Source organism: Streptomyces sp. NPDC044063 (genome assembly GCF_056434285.1).
In genome coordinates this window covers 169283-185987 of the sequence record NZ_JBWKFM010000002.1, presented here as the reverse complement: position 1 = coordinate 185987, position 16705 = coordinate 169283, and the positions used below count along the sequence as shown (strand labels likewise).

The window sequence follows — 16705 nt, the reverse complement described above, 5'->3', positions numbered from 1 at the left end:
TCGGTGTGCGCGCGGGCGCCGCCCGTCAGGAGACGGCGGTACCGGCGGGCTCGGCCGGGCGCGGCGCCGGGACCGCGGCCGGCTCGCCGGCGTCCTCGCGCACGGCGTCCCCGAGCACGGGGTCCGGGCCGGGCAGCCCGGCCTCGTGGGCCCGGACGCCGGCGCGTACGGCCCAGAAGTAGAAGCCCACGGCCGACAGCGCCACCAGGGCGATGTCCGCGCCGCCCGGGATGACGCCGTGGCCGCCGAACTCCTCACTGCCCAGCGCCGACAGCGCCGACAGCCACAGCAGGAACGCGGCCATCCACCAGGCCGGCGCGAACTGGCGGCGCAGGTCGCTCTCGCCCCGGCGGCGCAGCACGATCGCGGCGACGGGCACCGAGATCAGGGTGAGGACGGCGACCTTGCCGGTGTTGGGCCACTTCGACCAGTACAGGGCGCAGGCCGCGAAGGCGAAGGTGATGGGGCACAGGATCCTGGCGGCGGGCAGCCGGAAGGGGCGGGGCAGGTCCGGCTTGGTCTCGCGGAAGACGCCGACGGCGATGGGGCCCATGAGGTAGGAGACGACCATGGCGGCGGAGACGACGCTGGCCAGCGCCTCCCAGCTGTGGCCGATGGTCAGCAGCAGGAGTACGGAGAAGCCCAGGTTGAGCCACATGGCGGGGCGGGCGACGCCGTAGCGGGGGTGCACCTCGGCGATCTTCTTGGGGAAGAAGCCGGTCTCGGCGAGGTTCTGCGCCAGGTAGGCGGAGGAGGCGACGTTGCCGATGTTGGCGCCGTTGGGCGAGATGAAGGCGCCGAACTGGAGCATGGTGACGACCCAGTGGAGCATCAGCAGCTTGGCGAGGTCGGCGAAGGGCGAGGCGAAGTTGATGCCGCTCCAGCCGCCGGCCTCGGCGAGCCTCGAAGGGGGGACGGCGCCGAGGAAGGCGACCTGGAGGGCCAGGTAGATCACGAGGCCGAGGGAGAGGGCGCCGACGAGGGCGAGGGGGATGGCGCGGCCGGGGTTCCGGGCGTTGCCGCCGAGGTTGACGACGGCCTGGAAGCCGTTGAAGGCGAAGACGACGCCGGAGGCGGTGACGGCGGTGAGGACGGCGGACCAGCCGTTGGGGGCGAAGCCGCCGTGGGCGGTGAGGTTCTCCGTGTGGAAGCCGGAGGCGATGAGCGCGCCGACCGCGAGGACGGGGATGGCGAACTTGACCAGCGTCAGGAGGTTGTTGGCGCGCGCCAGCAGCTCGACCGACCAGTAGCAGGCCAGCCACAGGGCGAACGTCAGCAGCAGGGCCGTCGCGATGCCGGTGGCGGTGAGGCTGCCGTGGGCGACCAGGCCCTTGGCCCAGCCGAAGCTCCACGAGGACATGTACTGGGTGCCCGCGATCGCCTCGATGGGGATCAGGGAGGCGGTCGCGATCCACACGGCCCAGCCGGTGACGAAGCCCAGCACGGGCCCGTGCGAGATCGAGCCGAAGCGGGCCATGGCCCCCGGCAGCGGATAGGCGGCGCCCACCTCGGCGTACGTCATCGCGATCATGCCGATGAAGATCGCGCCGATCACCCAGGCGACCAGCGCGGCGGGACCGGCGACCTGGGCCGCCTGGCCGGCTCCGAAGAGCCATCCGGAGCCGAAGATGGACCCCAGCCCGATCATGATCAGGGCGAAGAGGCTGAGGCCCTTCTTCTGGGGCGCGCTCAGATCCACGAGGTGTTTTCCGTTCTTCCTGGAGGCCAAGACTGGAAGCCGTCACCTGTCGGGCCGAGCGAAGAACATGGAGCGAGGAACTACGCCTGCACTGCGCCCCCGGCACCGGCCTCATCGGCTTCGCCGGAAACGACCCCCGGGAGCGGACACCGGGCACGGCCGAGGACACAGGAGCGACGGCAGACATACTACGCGAACACCGGGTAACAGCCCCCATCGCGGGAGCCCCGCACCCCTCCGGCCGGGCCGCGTGTGACGCGTACCACGCCCGCCTCCTTGATGGCATCTTGACGGCCCGCCGACCGGATCCGGCTCCCCTTCCCGCGCCCCACTTGTTCTACTAATGTGCAAACAACTGGAGGTGTTGTCATGCCGCGAACCCGGCACGTCCCCATCGGTACCCGCCGCGTCCTCGTCGCCGTCGTCCCCGCCCTGCTGTCCGCCGTCGCCGTCCTCTGGGCCTTCCTCGCCCTGCACGACCGGCTGCCCGCGCGGATGGCGACCCACATCGGCACGCGGGGGAAGGCCGACGGCTTCTCCGGGCAGGGAAGCTTCCTCGCCACCGCCCTCGCTGTGCAGATCGGCGCCGGCGTGCTGCTCGGCGGCCTCTCCCGCCGGCTGCGCGGCACCGACGGCGTGCAGCGCGTGCTCGCCGTCATGTCGGCCGCCGTCGCCGGGTTCACCGGCTGGCTGCTCGTCGCCCTGATACGGGCCAACGCCGACGCCGCCGACGCCGCCTCCGTCACCCTGCCCGGCGGCCAGGCCGCGCTCGCCGCGGGGGCGGCCGCCGTCTGCGCGGGCCTGGGATGGCTCGCCTGCGGCCGGGACGAGAAGAGCGAGACCGTCTCCGGGCCCTCCGCCGAGGCCGTCCGCCTCCCGCTCGGCGACTCGGAGGCGGCCGCCTGGTCGCGGGTCACCGGTTCCCGCGTCCTGCCCGTCACCGGCGCCCTCGTCCTGGCCGCCGGCCTCGTCGTCGGGTTCACCACCGGCTGGGCGCCCGCCGTGCCGCTGCTGCTCACCGGCCTCCCCCTCGCCGTGCTGACCGGCGCACGCGTCACCGCCGACCGGCGCGGCCTCACCGTCACGCCCACCCTGGTGTCGTGGCCGCGCGTCACCATCCCCCTGGAGCGCATCGCCGAGGCCGGCCACCGCACCGTCGACCCGCTGCGCGACTTCGGCGGCTGGGGCTACCGCGCCCGCCCCGGCGCCAGCGGTATCGTGCTGCGCTCCGGCGACGCCGTCTCCGCCCGGCTCACGACCGGCAGCGAGTTCGTCGTCACGGTCGACGACGCCGCCACCGCCGCGGCGCTCCTCAACGCCCTGGCCGACCGCGAACGCCGCACCGCCACCGGAGGGTGACCATGCTGTTCCGTGTCGACCCCGCCTCACCGCTGTCCCTCGGCGACCAGATCGCCGCGAGCGTCCGCGGCGCCATCGCCGACGGCTCCGTACATGCCGGGGAACGCCTGCCCCCCGCCCGGGAGGTCGCCGCGTCCCTCGGCGTCAACATGCACACGGTGCTGCGCGGCTACCAGCGGCTGCGCGAGGAGGGCCTGATCGAGCTGCGCCGCGGCCGGGGCGCCGTCGTGGCCCAGGGCCCCTCCTCCGGGCGGGCCCGGCTCACCGTCCAGGCGCGCCGGCTCGTCGCCGAAGCGCGCACGCTCGGACTGAGCGACGAGGACGTGATCGGCCTCGTCCGCACCGCCCTCGCCGGCGGAGGCTGAACCCTCCGGGGGCGGGGCGGACGGACGAGGCCGGGTGGGGTGAAGCGGGGTGCCGCGCTACGCGGCGGCCACCGGCCGGTGCTCCGGCTCGGCGGCCGCCGCCTCCGCGTCCAGCATGCGGAGGATGGGGCCGGCCACGTACGCGCCGCCGACGGTGGCGAAGGAGATGGCGCTGACGAGCAGCACCGTGGAGAGCCACACCATGGTGTCCACGGGCAGGACGTAGGCCAGGACGACCCGGGCCAGGCACTCCGCCGTGAGGGACACGCCCCACACCAGGGTGGACCGCCGCTCGGTCCGCGCGAACTCCGGGCGGCCCTTGATCCGCTCCCAGGCGGCCAGCCGGGCCGGCTCGCCGCGGGTGAAGAAGGGGCGCAGGCCCTGCGTCATCATCGGCTTGGTGGTGAAGGCCGACCAGAGGGTGACCAGGCCGACGATGCCGCTGCCGAACGAGTCCTTGGCGATCATGAAGCGTTCGTCGCCGCTCAGCAGGGACAGCCCCATGCCGGCGAGGCTGCTCACCAGCACCAGCAGCGGCAGCATCTCCAGCCGCCGGTTGACCAGCAGTTCGTAGCCGCCGCGCAGCGCGCCCACGGCGCCGCCCGCGGCCAGCGACCACAGCGTCGAGACGCCGAAGCCGCTGTGCAGGGTGTAGTACAGGGCCAGCGGCACGGCCACGTCGAAGACGAGCGGCACCACCGCCTTGGCGAGCGAATCCTGCTTCTCACCGTCGTTCACGCCCACGCTTCCCGCGGCCATCCCACACCTCTTTCCGTTCGGTACGACATCAGCTTCCCGGACCGGGCCGCCCACCACCTCGGCGATTCCTCACGATCGGGCCATGACATCTGTCATGGGGCGCTGTCATGGTGCGCTGTCATGGGCGCCGGTGCGGGTCCCGGTGGCGTCGCCGCGCAGCAGGAAACCGCCCTCCGGCAGCCGCCGGGCCGTCAGGACACCGCCGACCGCGTGCAGCCGGTCGGCCAGCCCGGACAGCCCGTGCCCCCCGTCGCGGTCGCGCTCCCCAGCCGTGGCCCCGGGACCGGCGCCGTCGTCGCGGACCTCGACCCAGGACGGCCCGAACCGCACCACGCAGCGGCCGGCGCGGCTGTGCTTGACGACATTGGTGACGCCCTCCCGCACCACGTAGGCGAACGCCTCCTGCAGGGCGGTCGGGACCTCGTCGGTGGCCTGCGGCAGATCGGCGGCGATGCCGGCGGCCGTCAGGGCGCGGCGGGCGCCCACCAGTTCAGCGGCCAGCGACACCGTCCGGGTGCCCGAGACGGTCGCCCGCACCTCGGCGAGGGCCTGCCGCGAGAGCTCCTCGACGTCACGGACCTCGGCCCGCACCCGCTCCTCGTCCGCGCCGCTCTCCAGCAGCCTGCGCAGCAGCCCGCTCTTGACGGTGATGACGGTGAGGCTGTGTCCCAGCACGTCGTGCAGGTCGCGGCCCAGCCGGGAGCGCTCCTGGGCCATGGCCAGCTCGGCGATCCGGGCACCGGCCGCCTGGAGCTGCACCAGGGCGTCGATCAGCAGGAAGGTGGAGGCCATCGAGAGCGCCACGAGCAGCAGCAGCCCCGAACCCAGCCATTCGACGCCTCCGGAGAACCCGGAGAGGACCAGGCCGGCGGCCGCCGCCCCCACGCCCAGCGCCGGGCCCACCCAGGCCGGCAGCAACAGCATCGCCCCGGCCACCGCGTAGCCCAGGCAGAACAGGGCGTTGAACTCCCCGGTGAGCGCCACGACCCCCGACCCCAGCAGCACCAGCCAGGCCACCGCCGCGATCCGGCCGGCGCGGGGGGCCCGCGTGCCCAGCCAGAACACCAGCAGGAAGCTCAGCCCGTACGCGATGACGTCGGCGAGCAGCAGCGCCGAGCGGACCGGGCCGTACGAGCCGTCGAGCGCGGCGACGGCCGGGATGGCGAGGAACGCCAGGGAGCTCGTGGACAGCGCGTAGCCGCACAGCCGCGCGGCCGGTGTCAGGTTCCGCTCCCCGCCGCGTCGCGACGGCCAGCCGGTGGGATCGAACCGGTAACCGTGGTGGCGTGAGAGGTCGTCCATGCCCAGTGGGGGACGGATGATGCCCGCGTCCCCCGTCTCCTTCCGTTGCGCGGAATTCTCGCATCGGCCGGCGCGGCCCTCGCCGCGCCGGCCGATCACCCGTTCCTACAGGTCGAGGTCGCCCTCCAGCATGGTGTCGAGCATGTCGAAGACCTCGTCCGCCGTGGCGGAGGTGAGATCCGCGCCCTCCTCCTCGGCGGCCGCACCCGCGTCCCGGGTCCACCGGTTCAGCAGGGCGCGCAGCCGGCTCTCGACCAGCGCGTGCTCCGGGTCCCCGGCGCGCGTCGCACCCAGGGCGCCGTCCACGGCGGCCTCCAGGCGGGTGAGCTCCGCCGCGAGCCCCTGCTCCTCGGGGACCTGCTCCTCGATCAGCTCGGAGCCCAGGTACTTCGCGAGGACCTCGGCGTTCGGATAGTCGAAGACGAGCGTGGCGGACAGCCGCAGCCCCGTGGCACCCCCGAGCCGGTTGCGCAGCTCGACCGAGGCCAGCGAGTCGAAGCCCAGCTCGGTGAAACCCCGCGCCGGCGGCACGTCCTCGGCAGCGGCGTGGCCCAGGACGGCCGCCACGTGCGTACGGACCAGGTCGAGCAGCATCCGGTCCTGCTCGGCGGCGCCGAGCCGGGCCAGCCGCTCGGCGAGCGTGCCCTCCTCCTCCGCCGGACCCTCGTCCCGGGCCGCCGCCCGCCGGACGGCGACGGGCACCAGGCCGCGCAGCGGCGCCGGGACCCCGTCGGTACGGGCCCGCAGCGCGGCCCGGTCCACCCGGGTCGGGAACAGCACGGGCGCGCCGGCGCCGAGCGCCGCGTCGAAGAGTTCCAGCGCCTCCGCCGTCGGCAGGGCCGGCAGCCCCGAGCGGGCGATGCGCAGCAGGTCGGCCTGCGACAGCCCGGCGGCCATGCCGTCGCCCTCCGCCCACAGCCCCCAGCCGAGGGACACGGCCGGCAGGCCCTCGGCGCGCCGGCGGTGGGCCAGGGCGTCGAGGAAGGCGTTGGCCGCCGCGTAGTTGCCCTGGCCCGCCCCGTGCAGCGTGCCGGCGACGGACGAGAACAGCACGAACGCGGACAGGTCCAGGTCCCGGGTCAGCTCGTGCAGATGGAGGGCCGCGTCGGCCTTCGGCCGCAGCACGGCGTCCACCCGCGCGGGGGTCAGGGACGTGACCACACCGTCGTCGAGGACGCCCGCGCAGTGCACCACTCCGGTGAGGGGGCGGTCCCCCGGGACGTCCGCGAGCACCCCGGCCAGCGCCTCCCGGTCGGCCGCGTCGCAGGCCACGACCGTCACGTCGGCGCCCAGCTCCCGCAGTTCGTCGCAGAGCTCCGCGGCGCCGGGCGCCTGGGGACCGCGCCGGCTGGTGAGCAGCAGGTTCCGTACGCCGTGCGCCGTCACCAGGTGGCGGGCCACGATGCGGCCCAGCCCGCCCGTACCGCCGGTGACGAGCACGGTGCCCTCCGGGCCGAACGCGGCCCCGGCAGCCGTGCCACGGCCGGCGGAGGCCAGGCGCGGGACGCGCAGCTCGCCGCCGCGCACCGCGAGCTGCGGCTCGCCGGAGGCGAGGGCGGCGGCGATCACGCGATCGTCCTCGGAGCCGTCCCCGTCCAGGAGGACGAGCCGGTCCGGGTTCTCCTCCTGAGCGGCCCGCACCAGACCCCACACGGCGGCGTGCGCCGGGTCGGCGACGTCCTCCCCCGCGACCGCCGGAACGGCGTTCCGGGTCAGGAGCACCAGCCGGGAGGCCGCGTACCGCTCGTCGCCGAGCCAGGCCCCGACCACGGCCAGGGCACGCCCGACGGCCTCACGCACGGCCACGGCGGACAGGGCGTCCGGCATCCCGGGGCAGCGCACCAGCACGGCGTCCGGCACCGCACCGCCCGGGTCGGGCAGCGCGGTCTCCCCGGGCACGTGCTCGTCCCACCGGAGCCCGGCGGGACCGGTGGTGGCCTCCACGGCCAGCGCCGGCCACTCCAGCCGGAACAGCGACTCGTGGCCGCCGCGCGCGGCGTCGATCTGCTCCTCGGACACCGGCCGCAGCACCAGCGAGTCCACCGACGCCACGGGGGCGCCCGTCCCGTCCGCCAGGGCGAGCGCGACACCGCTCCCCGACGGGGTGACCCGGACCCGCAGCGCCGCCGCGCCCGTGGCGTGCAGCGTCACACCGCTCCAGGCGAAGGGCAGTTCGGCGCGGTCGCTCCGCGCGTCACCGTCACCGACCCCGATGGCGTGCAGCGCGGCGTCCAGCAGGGCCGGGTGGAGGCCGTACGCCTCGGGCGCGTTGCCCTCCGGCAGCGCCACCTCGGCGAACGTCTCGTCGCCGAGGCGCCACGCGCGCCGCAGGCCCTGGAACACCGGCCCGTAGGCCAGACCCGAGGCCAGCATGTCGTCGTACAGGGCGCCGGTGTCCACCGGTTCGGCGCCGGCGGGCGGCCAGGCCGAGAGGTCGGACGACGGCGCCGCCGCCCCCGGCACCAGCCGGCCCACGGCGTTCCGCGTCCACGGCGCCCCGGCGCCCGCGTCCTGCGCCCGCGAGTGGACGGTCAGCGACCGCGCGCCATCGGCGTCCGCCTCCCCCACCAGGAGCTGGAGGTGCACGCCCCCGGCCGGGGGAAGCACCATCGGCGCCTCCAGGGTGAGTTCGTCCAGCGTGCCGCAGCCCACTCCGTCGCCGGCCCGCACGGCCAGCTCGACGAGCGCGGCCCCGGGCACGAGCACCGTCCCGGACACGGCGTGGTCCGCGAGCCACGGGTGGGAGTCGAGCGACAGCCGACCCGTCAGCAGCAACTGGTCGCTGCCGGCCGGCGAGACGGCGGCCATGAGCAGCGGGTGACCGGCCGGGTCCTGCCCCAGACCGGTCGCGTCACCGCCGGGCGGCGGGGCGATCAGCCAGTAGGAGCGGTGCTGGAAGGCATACGTGGGCAGGTCGACGCGGCGGGGGCCGTACGGGGAGAGGAAGGCCGCCCAGTCGACGGTCACCCCACGGGTGTGGAGCAGGGCCAGCGCGTCGACGAGCGTGCGCTCCTCGTCGCGGTCCTTGCGCAGGACGGGCAGGAGGAGGGCGTCGGCGGGGTCGGCGAGGCAGTCCTGTCCCATGACGGACAGGACGGCGTCGGGGCCGAGTTCGAGGTAGGTGCGAACGCCCTCGGACTCGAGGGTCCGGATGATGTCGGCGAAGCGGACGGCGTCGCGGACGTGGTCGACCCAGTAGGAGGGAGAGGTGACGTCGCCGGAGGCGACGACGACGGGGATGGCCGGGACGGAGAAGGTCAGGCCTTCGACGACCTGGCGGAAGTCCTCCAGCATCGGGTCCATGAGCGGCGAGTGGAAGGCGTGCGAGACGCGCAGACGCTTGGTCTTGACGCCGTCGGCGGCCAGGGCCTCGGCGATCTCGGCAACGGCAGTCTCGGCACCGGAGATGACCACGGACAGCGGCCCGTTGACAGCAGCGATACCGACCTCGGCCTCACGACCGGCGAGAAGCGGCAGGACCGTTTCCTCAGCGGCCTGGACCGACACCATCGCGCCACCGGCCGGCAGCGCCTGCATCAGACGACCCCGAGCCGTGACGAGCAGCGCCGCATCAGCCAGCGACAGCACACCCGCCACATGAGCCGCAGCAATCTCGCCCACAGAGTGACCCGCCAGGAAGTCCGGACGCACACCCCACGACTCGACAAGACGGAACAGCGCCACCTCGACCGCGAAGAGAGCGGCCTGCGTGAACTCGGTCCGGTCCAGCGCCTCGCCGTCCTCGTCGATCACCTCGACGAGCGGACGCTCCAGGTACTCATCCAGCTCGGCGCACACAGCACCGAAGGCATCAGCGAACACCGGGAACGCGGCACGCAGTTCACGCCCCATCCCGATCCGCTGCGAGCCCTGACCCGTGAAGAGCACCGCCAGCTTGCCCTTCACCGGGACACCCGACGCCGCCTCCTCCAGCGAGCCCAGAGCCGCCAGCAACTCCTCACGGTCCCGGCCCGCGACCACCGCGCGGTGCTCCAGCACCGCACGCGACGACGCCAGCGAGAACGCCACATCCGCCACCGACAGCTCAGCACGGCCGGCCACGAACTCCCGCAGCCGCTCCGCCTGACCCCGCAACGCATCGGCCGACTTCGCCGACAACACCCACGGCACCACACCACCATCGACCGACGGCGTGGTCTCCGCGTTCTCAAGCGCGGGAGCCTCTTCCAGGATCACGTGCGCGTTCGTGCCGCTGATACCGAACGACGACACACCAGCGCGGCGAGGCCTGTCGGCCTCCGGCCACTCCACGGCCTCCGACAGCAGCTCGACAGCGCCCGCCGACCAATCCACATGCGGCGAAGGAGCGTCCACGTGCAGCGTCTGCGGAAGCACACCCTCCCGCATCGCCATCACCATCTTGATGACACCCGCGACACCCGCCGCGGCCTGCGTGTGGCCCAGGTTCGACTTGATGGAACCCAGGCGCAGCGGGCGGCCGTCCTCCGGCCGCTCCTGGCCGTACGTGGCGAGCAGCGCCTGCGCCTCGATCGGGTCACCCAGCGTCGTACCCGTACCGTGCGCCTCCACCACGTCCACGTCCGCCGCCGACACACCGGCGTTGGCCAGGGCCTGGCGGATGACGCGCTGCTGGGACGGGCCGTTGGGCGCCGTCAGACCGTTCGACGCACCGTCCTGGTTGATCGCCGAACCACGCACGACCGCCAGTACCGGGTGACCGTTCTTCCGCGCGTCCGACAGCCGCTCCACGAGCAGCATGCCGACACCCTCGGACCAGCCCGTACCGTCCGCCGCCGCCGCGAACGGCTTGCAGCGGCCGTCGCGGGCGAGGCCGCGCTGGCGGCTGAAGTCGATGAAGGTGTCGGGCGTGGCCATGACGGTGACGCCGCCGACGAGGGCCAGGGTGCACTCGCCCTGGCGCAGGGCCTGTCCGGCCAGGTGGAGGGCGACGAGCGACGACGAGCACGCCGTGTCCACCGTGACCGCCGGGCCCTCCAGCCCGAAGGTGTAGGAGACGCGGCCCGAGACGACGCTGCCCAGGCTGCCGTTGCCGAGGTAGCCCTCCATGCCCTCGGGGACCTGGCCGCCGAGGCGGGCGGCGTAGTCGTGGTACATGACGCCGGCGAAGACGCCGGTGCGGCTGCCGCGCAGGGACGTGGGGTCGATGCCGGCGCGTTCGAAGACCTCCCAGGTGGTCTCCAGCAGCAGTCGCTGCTGGGGGTCCGTGGCGGTGGCCTCGCGGGGACCGACGCCGAAGAAGGCGGCGTCGAAGGCGGCGGCGTCGTGGAGGAAGCCGCCCTCGCGGGCGTACGTGGTGCCGGGGGTGTCCGGGTTCGGGTCGTAGAGCCCGGCCAGGTCCCAGCCGCGGTCGGTGGGGAAGGCGGTGATGCCGTCGCCGCCGGCGGCGACGAGGTTCCACAGTTCCTCGGGGCTGGTGACGCCGCCGGGGTAGCGGCAGCTCATGGCCACGATGGCGAGGGGCTCGTCGGCCGCGGCCGCCCGGACGGGGGCGGTGTCGGCGGCGCGTTCGGCGGTGCCGGTGAGGCCGCGGTCGACGAAGTCGGCGAGGGCCTGGGGGTTGGGGTAGTCGAAGATCAGCGTGGCGGGCAGGCGGAGGCCGGTGGCGGCGCCCAGCCGGTTGCGGAGTTCGACGGCGGTCAGCGAGTCGAAGCCGATGGACTGGAAGGCGTTCTCGGGGTCGACGGCGTCGGAGTCGACGTGGCCGAGGACCGTGGCGACCTGGGTGCGGACGAGCTCCAGGACGGCTTCGGCGCGTTCGGCCGCGGGCAGGCCGGCCAGCCGGTCGCCGAGGGCGGTGGTGGCCGTTCCGGTCGTGGTGGCGCCGGGCCTGAGGGCCGGGCGGCCGGTGGCGCGGACCAGGCCGCGCAGGATCGCGGGGATGTCGTCGCCGGCGGTGGCCAGGCGGCGTACGGCCGCCAGGTCGAGGCGCATCGGCAGCAGGACGGGCTCGTCGGTCGCCAGGGCCGCGTCGAGGAGGTCGAGTCCATCGGCGGTGGGCAGGGGGGCCTGGCCGTTGCGGGCCATGCGCCGGAGGTCGGCGTCGCCGAGCTCGCCGGTCATGCCGGTGCGTTCGGCCCACAGGCCCCAGCCGAGGGCGACGGCGGGCAGGTCGTGGGCGTGGCGGTGCCGGGCGAGCGCCTCCAGGAAGGCGTTGGCGGCCGCGTAGTTGCCCTGGCCGGCGTTGTCGAGGGTGGCGGCGGCCGAGGAGAAGAGGACGAAGGCGTCGAGGTCGAGGCCGCTGGTGAGCTCGTGGAGGTGCCAGGCCGCGTCGGCCTTGGGGCGCAGGACGGTGTCGAGGCGCTCGGGGGTGAGCGCGGTGACGAGGCCGTCGTCGATGACGCCGGCGGTGTGGACGACGGCGGTGAGCGGCCGGTCGTCCGGGATGCCGGCGAGGAGGGCGGCGAGTGCTTCGCGGTCGGCGGTGTCGCAGGCGGCGATGGTGACGTCGGCGCCCAGGTCGGCGAGTTCGTCGCGGAATACGGCGGCGCCGGGCGCCTCGGGGCCGCGGCGGCCGGCGAGCAGCAGGTGGCGGATGCCGTGGCGGGTGACGAGGTGGCGGGCGACGACGCGGCCGAGGCCGCCGGTGCCGCCGGTGACGAGGACGGTGCCGTCGGTGCGCAGGGGGGTGCCGGCGGCCGGGGTGCCGGTGGCGCGGGCGAGGCGGGGGGCGTGCCAGGTGCCGCCGGTCAGGGCGAGTTCGGGCTCTCCCGTGGCGAGGGCGGCGGCGAGCGCGCCGGTGGTGGGCGTGGCTGCCGGGTCCGCGGTGAGGAGGACGAGGCGGCCGGGGTGTTCCAGCTGGGCCGCGCGGAGCAGGCTCCGGACGGGTGCCCAGGTGAGGTCGGCGTCGGGGCCGTCGCCGTCCGTGCCGGAGGCGGCGGGCAGGACGAGGGCCAGCCGGGAGGCGGCGAACCGGTCGTCGGCGAGCCAGGCCCGGACGTCCGCGAGCGTCCGCTCCAGTGCCGTACGGGCCGTGGCGGGCGGGGTCGTCCCGCCGGCCGTCGCGCCGGGGCCGCACAGGAGGGCGACGGTGGCGGGTACGGGCATGCCCGCGTCGACGGCGGCGGTCAGGGCCGCCAGGCCGGGGTGGGTGGCGCCGTCGGGCGCGGCCGGGCCGTGGCCCCAGGCCTCCGGGTCGTCGGCGACGAGGACCGGGAGCTCGGCGGCGGGGGTCTCGGGGGTCGCGAGGGGGGCCGTGACGAGGGTGAAGAGGGAGTCGCGGACGGCGGGGGCCGGCTGGTCGGTCAGGGGGCGCAGGACGAGCGCGTCGACGGTGGCGACGGGGGTGCCGTCGGGGTCGGTGAGGGCGATCGACACGGCGCCGCCGTCGGCGGGGGCGATACGGGCGCGCAGGTGTGCGGCGCCGCTCGCGTGGAGGGTCACCCCGGTCCAGGCGAAGGGGAGTTCGAGGCCGCGGTCCTCGTCGAGCCCGATGGCGTGCAGCACGGAGTCGAGGAGGGCCGGGTGGAGGCCGAAGGCACCGGTTTCGGGTCCCGTGGCGTCCTCCGGGAGGGCCACCTCGGCGAACGTCTCGGTGCCGCGCCGCCAGGCGGCGCGCAGGCCCTGGAACAGCGGCCCGTAGCCGTAGCCCTGGTCGTCGAGGCGCTCGTAGAGGCCGTCGAGGGCGATCTCCTCGGCGTCGCGCGGGGGCCAGGGCGCGGGGGCCGCGGCCGGCGCCGGGGCGGCGGCGGGCAGCAGGAAGCCGTCGGCGTGCCGCGTCCACGGCTCGTCGGAGTGGGCGTCGGCGGGGCGCGAGTGGACGGAGAGGGGGCGGCGGCCGGTGTCGTCGGGGTCGCCCGCCCACACCTGGAGGTTCACGGCGCCCCGGTCGGGCAGGACGAGGGGGGCCTGGAGGGTGAGTTCCTCGACGCCGGCGCAGCCGACCTGGTCGCCGGCGTGCACGGCCAGGTCCAGGAAGGCGGTGCCGGGCAGCAGGACCCGGCCGGAGACGGCGTGGTCGGCGAGCCACGGGTGCGACTGGAGCGACAGCCGGCCGGTGAGCAGGAGTCCGCCGTCGGCGGGGGCGAGGGCGGCGGCCAGCAGGGGGTGGGCTGTGGTGCCCAGGCCGAGGGCGTCGGCGGCGGTCCGGGCGGCGGGGGCGGTCAGCCAGTAGTGCTCGCGCTGGAAGGCGTACGTGGGCAGGTCGACCGGGCGGGGCGTGTGGCGGGCGAGCAGCGCGGCCCAGTCGGGGCCCGCGCCGTGGGCGTGGAGCCGGGCCACGGCGGTGAGCAGGGTCGCCGGTTCGGGGCGGCCGGCGCGCAGGGCCGGGACGAGGACGGAGCGTTCGGCGTGGCGCGGGGTCAGGCAGTCCTGGGCCATGGCGGTGAGGACACCGTCGGGGCCGAGTTCGAGGAAGGCGCGGACGCCGTGGCGTTCGAGCTCGCGCATGCCGTCGGCGAAGCGGACGGCCTCGCGGACGTGCCGGACCCAGTAGTCGGGCGAGCACAGCTCGGCCTCGGTGGCGAGGGTGCCGGTGACGTTTGAGACGACGGGGACGGCCGGGGGCGCGTAGGTGAGGGCCTCGGCGATCTGCCGGAACTCGGTGAGCATGGCGTCCATGCGCGGCGAGTGGAAGGCGTGCGAGACGCGCAGGCGCTTGGTCTTGCGGCCGAGCGCGGCGAGTTCGTCGGCGACGGCGGTGACGGCGTCCTCGTCGCCGGACAGGACCAGCGCGGAGGGGCCGTTGACGGCGGCGACGGTCACCTCGCCGGCGCGGCCGGCGAGCAGGGGGGCCACGTCGGCCTCGGTGGCCTGGACGGCGATCATGGCGCCGCCGGCCGGGAGTTCCTGCATGAGGACGCCGCGGGCGGCGACGAGGAGGGCCGCGTCCTGGAGGGAGAGGACGCCGGCCGCGTGGGCCGCGGCCAGTTCGCCGACGGAGTGGCCGGCGAGGAAGTCGGGGCGCACGCCCCAGGACTCCAGCAGCCGGAACAGTGCGGTCTCGATCGCGAACAGGGCGGGCTGGGCGTAGCCGGTGCGGTCGAGGAGCGCGGCGAGCGGGCTGTCCTCGGGGGCGAACACCACGTCGCGCAGGGGGTGTTCGAGCTGGAGGTCGAGGTGGCCGCAGGCGGCGTCGAAGGCGCGGGCGAAGACGGGTTCGGCGGCGTACAGCTCGCGTCCCATGGCCAGGCGCTGGGCGCCCTGGCCGGTGAAGAGGAAGGCGAGCTTGGCGTCGGCTGCCGCGGTGCCGGTGACGACGGCGGGCGCGGTGTCGCCGGTGGCGAGGGCGGCCAGGCCGTCGAGGAGGTCGCCGGTCGCGGTGCCGAGGACGACGGCACGGTGGGCGAGGGCGGCGCGGCCGGTGCCCAGCGTGTGGGCGACGTCGGCGGGGCGCGTGCCGGGGTGGGCGGCGACGTGGGCGCGCAGGCGCTCGGCCTGGGCGCGCAGGGCGGGCTCGCTGTGGGCGGACAGCGGCCAGGGGACGAGGCCGGCCGGGGTGCCGGTGGTGGTGTCCCCGCTCGTGTCCTCGGCGCGGTCCTCCGCCGGGGGTTCCTCCAGGATGGCGTGGGCGTTGGTGCCGCTGATGCCGAAGGAGGACACGGCGGCGCGGCGGGGCTCGTCCGCGGGGGGCCACGCGACGGCCTCGTCGAGGAGTTCGACGGCGCCGGACGACCAGTCGGCGTGCGGCGTCGGCGTGCCCAGGTGGAGGGTGCGGGGCAGCAGTCCGTGCCGCATGGCGAGGATCATCTTGATGACGCCGGCGGCGCCCGCGGCGGCCTGGGCGTGCCCGATGTTCGACTTGACGGAGCCGAGCCGGACGGGCCGGTCGGCGGGCCGGTCCTGGCCGTAGGTGGCGAGCAGGGCGCGGGCCTCGATGGGGTCGCCGAGCCGGGTGCCGGTGCCGTGCGCCTCGACGGCGTCGACGTCGCCGGGGGCGAGGCCGGCGTCGGCGAGGGCCTGGCGGATGACGCGCTGCTGGGCGAGGCCGTTGGGGGCGGTGAGGCCGTTGCTGGCGCCGTCCTGGTTGACGGCGGAGCCGCGCAGGACGGCGAGGACGCGGTGGCCGTTGCGGCGGGCGTCGGAGAGGCGTTCCAGCAGGAGCATGCCGGCGCCCTCGGCCCAGCCGGTGCCGTCGGCGTCGGCGGAGAAGGCCTTGCAGCGGCCGTCGGGCGCGAGTCCGCGCTGCCGGCTGAACGCGACGAAGGTGCCGGGGGTGGGCATGACGGAGACGCCGCCGGCCAGGGCGAGCGAGCACTCGCCGCGGCGCAGCGCGGCGGCGGCCAGGTGGAGGGCGACGAGGGAGCCGGAGCAGGCGGTGTCGACGGTGAGGGCGGGGCCCTCCAGGCCGAGGGCGTAGGAGATGCGGCCGGAGACGACGCTGGTGGCGTTGCCGGTGAGGAGGTAGCCCTCGTAGCCCTCGGGGGCCTCGTGGAGGCGGGGGCCGTACTCCTGCGGTTCGGCGCCGACGAACACGCCGACGCGGTCGCCGCGCACGGTGGCGGGGTCGATGCCGGCGCGTTCGAAGGCCTCCCAGCCGGTCTCCAGGGCGATGCGCTGCTGCGGGTCCATGGAGAGGGCCTCGCGGGGGGAGATCCCGAAGAAGCCGGCGTCGAAGCGGGCGGCGTCGTGGAGGAAGCCGCCCTCGCGGACGTAGGAGGTGCCGGGGCGGTCGGGGTCGGGGTCGTAGAGGGCGTCGAGGTCCCAGCCGCGGTCGGTGGGGAAGCCGGAGATGACGTCGCGGCCGTCGCTGACGACCTGCCACAGCTCCTCGGGGCTGGTGACGCCGCCGGGGTAGCGGCAGCTCATGGCGATGACGACGACCGGGTCGTCCTCGTCGGCGGCCCGGGGCGCGACGGACACGGGCGCCGCCTCGTCCGCCGTGCCGTCCGCCCCGGTCAGCAGGGCCCGCAGGTGGGCGGTCAGGGCGCGGGGGGTGGGGTGGTCGAAGACGACGGTGACGGGGAGGCCGGCGCCGGTGGCCTCGACGAGCCGCCGGTGGAGGGCGACGGAGGCCAGCGAGTCGAACCCGAGGTCCTTGAAGGACCGGTCCGGCCGGGCGGCCACGTCGTCCGCGAGGGCGGCCACGGTGTCGCCGTCCGGTTCGCTCCCGTCCCGTGCGAGGCCGGCGAGGACCTCGGCGGTCCCGGTGGCCACCAGCGCGGACAGGACGCGTTCCCGCTCGACCGCCGGCAGCCCCGACAGCTCCGAAAGCCCGGTCAGCCGCGTCATCGCCGTGGTCTCCACGACGCCTTCGGACCCGCTCATGCCCACTCCACCGTTC

Annotated in this window: 6 protein-coding genes; 2 read left to right on the top strand and 4 right to left on the bottom strand. The window is 75.5% G+C overall.

The annotated features are described in order from the left end of the window. Positions 1 to 25: 25 nt before the first annotated feature. Complete coding sequence (locus AC07BS_RS04410) at positions 26 to 1699, bottom strand: APC family permease (RefSeq protein ID WP_478639999.1); 1674 nt, start codon at positions 1697 to 1699, stop codon at positions 26 to 28. Positions 1700 to 2068: 369 nt separating this feature from the next. Between AC07BS_RS04410 and AC07BS_RS04405 the strand changes: the two genes are divergently transcribed. Continuing rightward, positions 2069 to 3058 carry a hypothetical protein gene (locus AC07BS_RS04405; protein WP_478930147.1) on the top strand — a complete coding sequence of 330 codons (990 nt, stop codon included), beginning with the start codon at positions 2069 to 2071 and terminating at the stop codon, positions 3056 to 3058. Between the two features lie 2 nt (positions 3059 to 3060). Next, positions 3061 to 3423, top strand: a complete 363-nt coding sequence (locus AC07BS_RS04400) for a GntR family transcriptional regulator (RefSeq protein ID WP_478640002.1) — start codon at positions 3061 to 3063, stop codon at positions 3421 to 3423. 57 nt (positions 3424 to 3480) lie between these two features. Here the strand turns inward: AC07BS_RS04400 and AC07BS_RS04395 are convergent, their stop codons facing one another. From AC07BS_RS04395 to AC07BS_RS04385, 3 genes are all read right to left on the bottom strand, one after another. After that, a complete protein-coding gene (locus tag AC07BS_RS04395; RefSeq protein ID WP_478930144.1) occupies positions 3481 to 4182 on the bottom strand; it encodes a VC0807 family protein in 702 nt (233 codons plus the stop codon). Positions 4183 to 4287: 105 nt separating this feature from the next. Further along, positions 4288 to 5484, bottom strand: coding sequence for a sensor histidine kinase (locus tag AC07BS_RS04390; RefSeq protein WP_478930142.1), 1197 nt, complete (start codon positions 5482 to 5484; stop codon positions 4288 to 4290). 105 nt (positions 5485 to 5589) lie between these two features. Further along, positions 5590 to 16695: a type I polyketide synthase gene (locus AC07BS_RS04385; protein ID WP_478930140.1), complete on the bottom strand. Its 11106-nt coding sequence runs from the start codon at positions 16693 to 16695 to the stop codon at positions 5590 to 5592. Positions 16696 to 16705: the final 10 nt, after the last annotated feature.

Coding starts and splice junctions, on each gene's coding strand:
- AC07BS_RS04390 (WP_478930142.1), bottom strand. CDS start 5,484: ATGGACGACCTCTCACGCCACCACGGTTACCGGTTCGATCCCACCGGC.
- AC07BS_RS04395 (WP_478930144.1), bottom strand. CDS start 4,182: ATGGCCGCGGGAAGCGTGGGCGTGAACGACGGTGAGAAGCAGGATTCG.
- AC07BS_RS04400 (WP_478640002.1), top strand. CDS start 3,061: ATGCTGTTCCGTGTCGACCCCGCCTCACCGCTGTCCCTCGGCGACCAG.
- AC07BS_RS04405 (WP_478930147.1), top strand. CDS start 2,069: ATGCCGCGAACCCGGCACGTCCCCATCGGTACCCGCCGCGTCCTCGTC.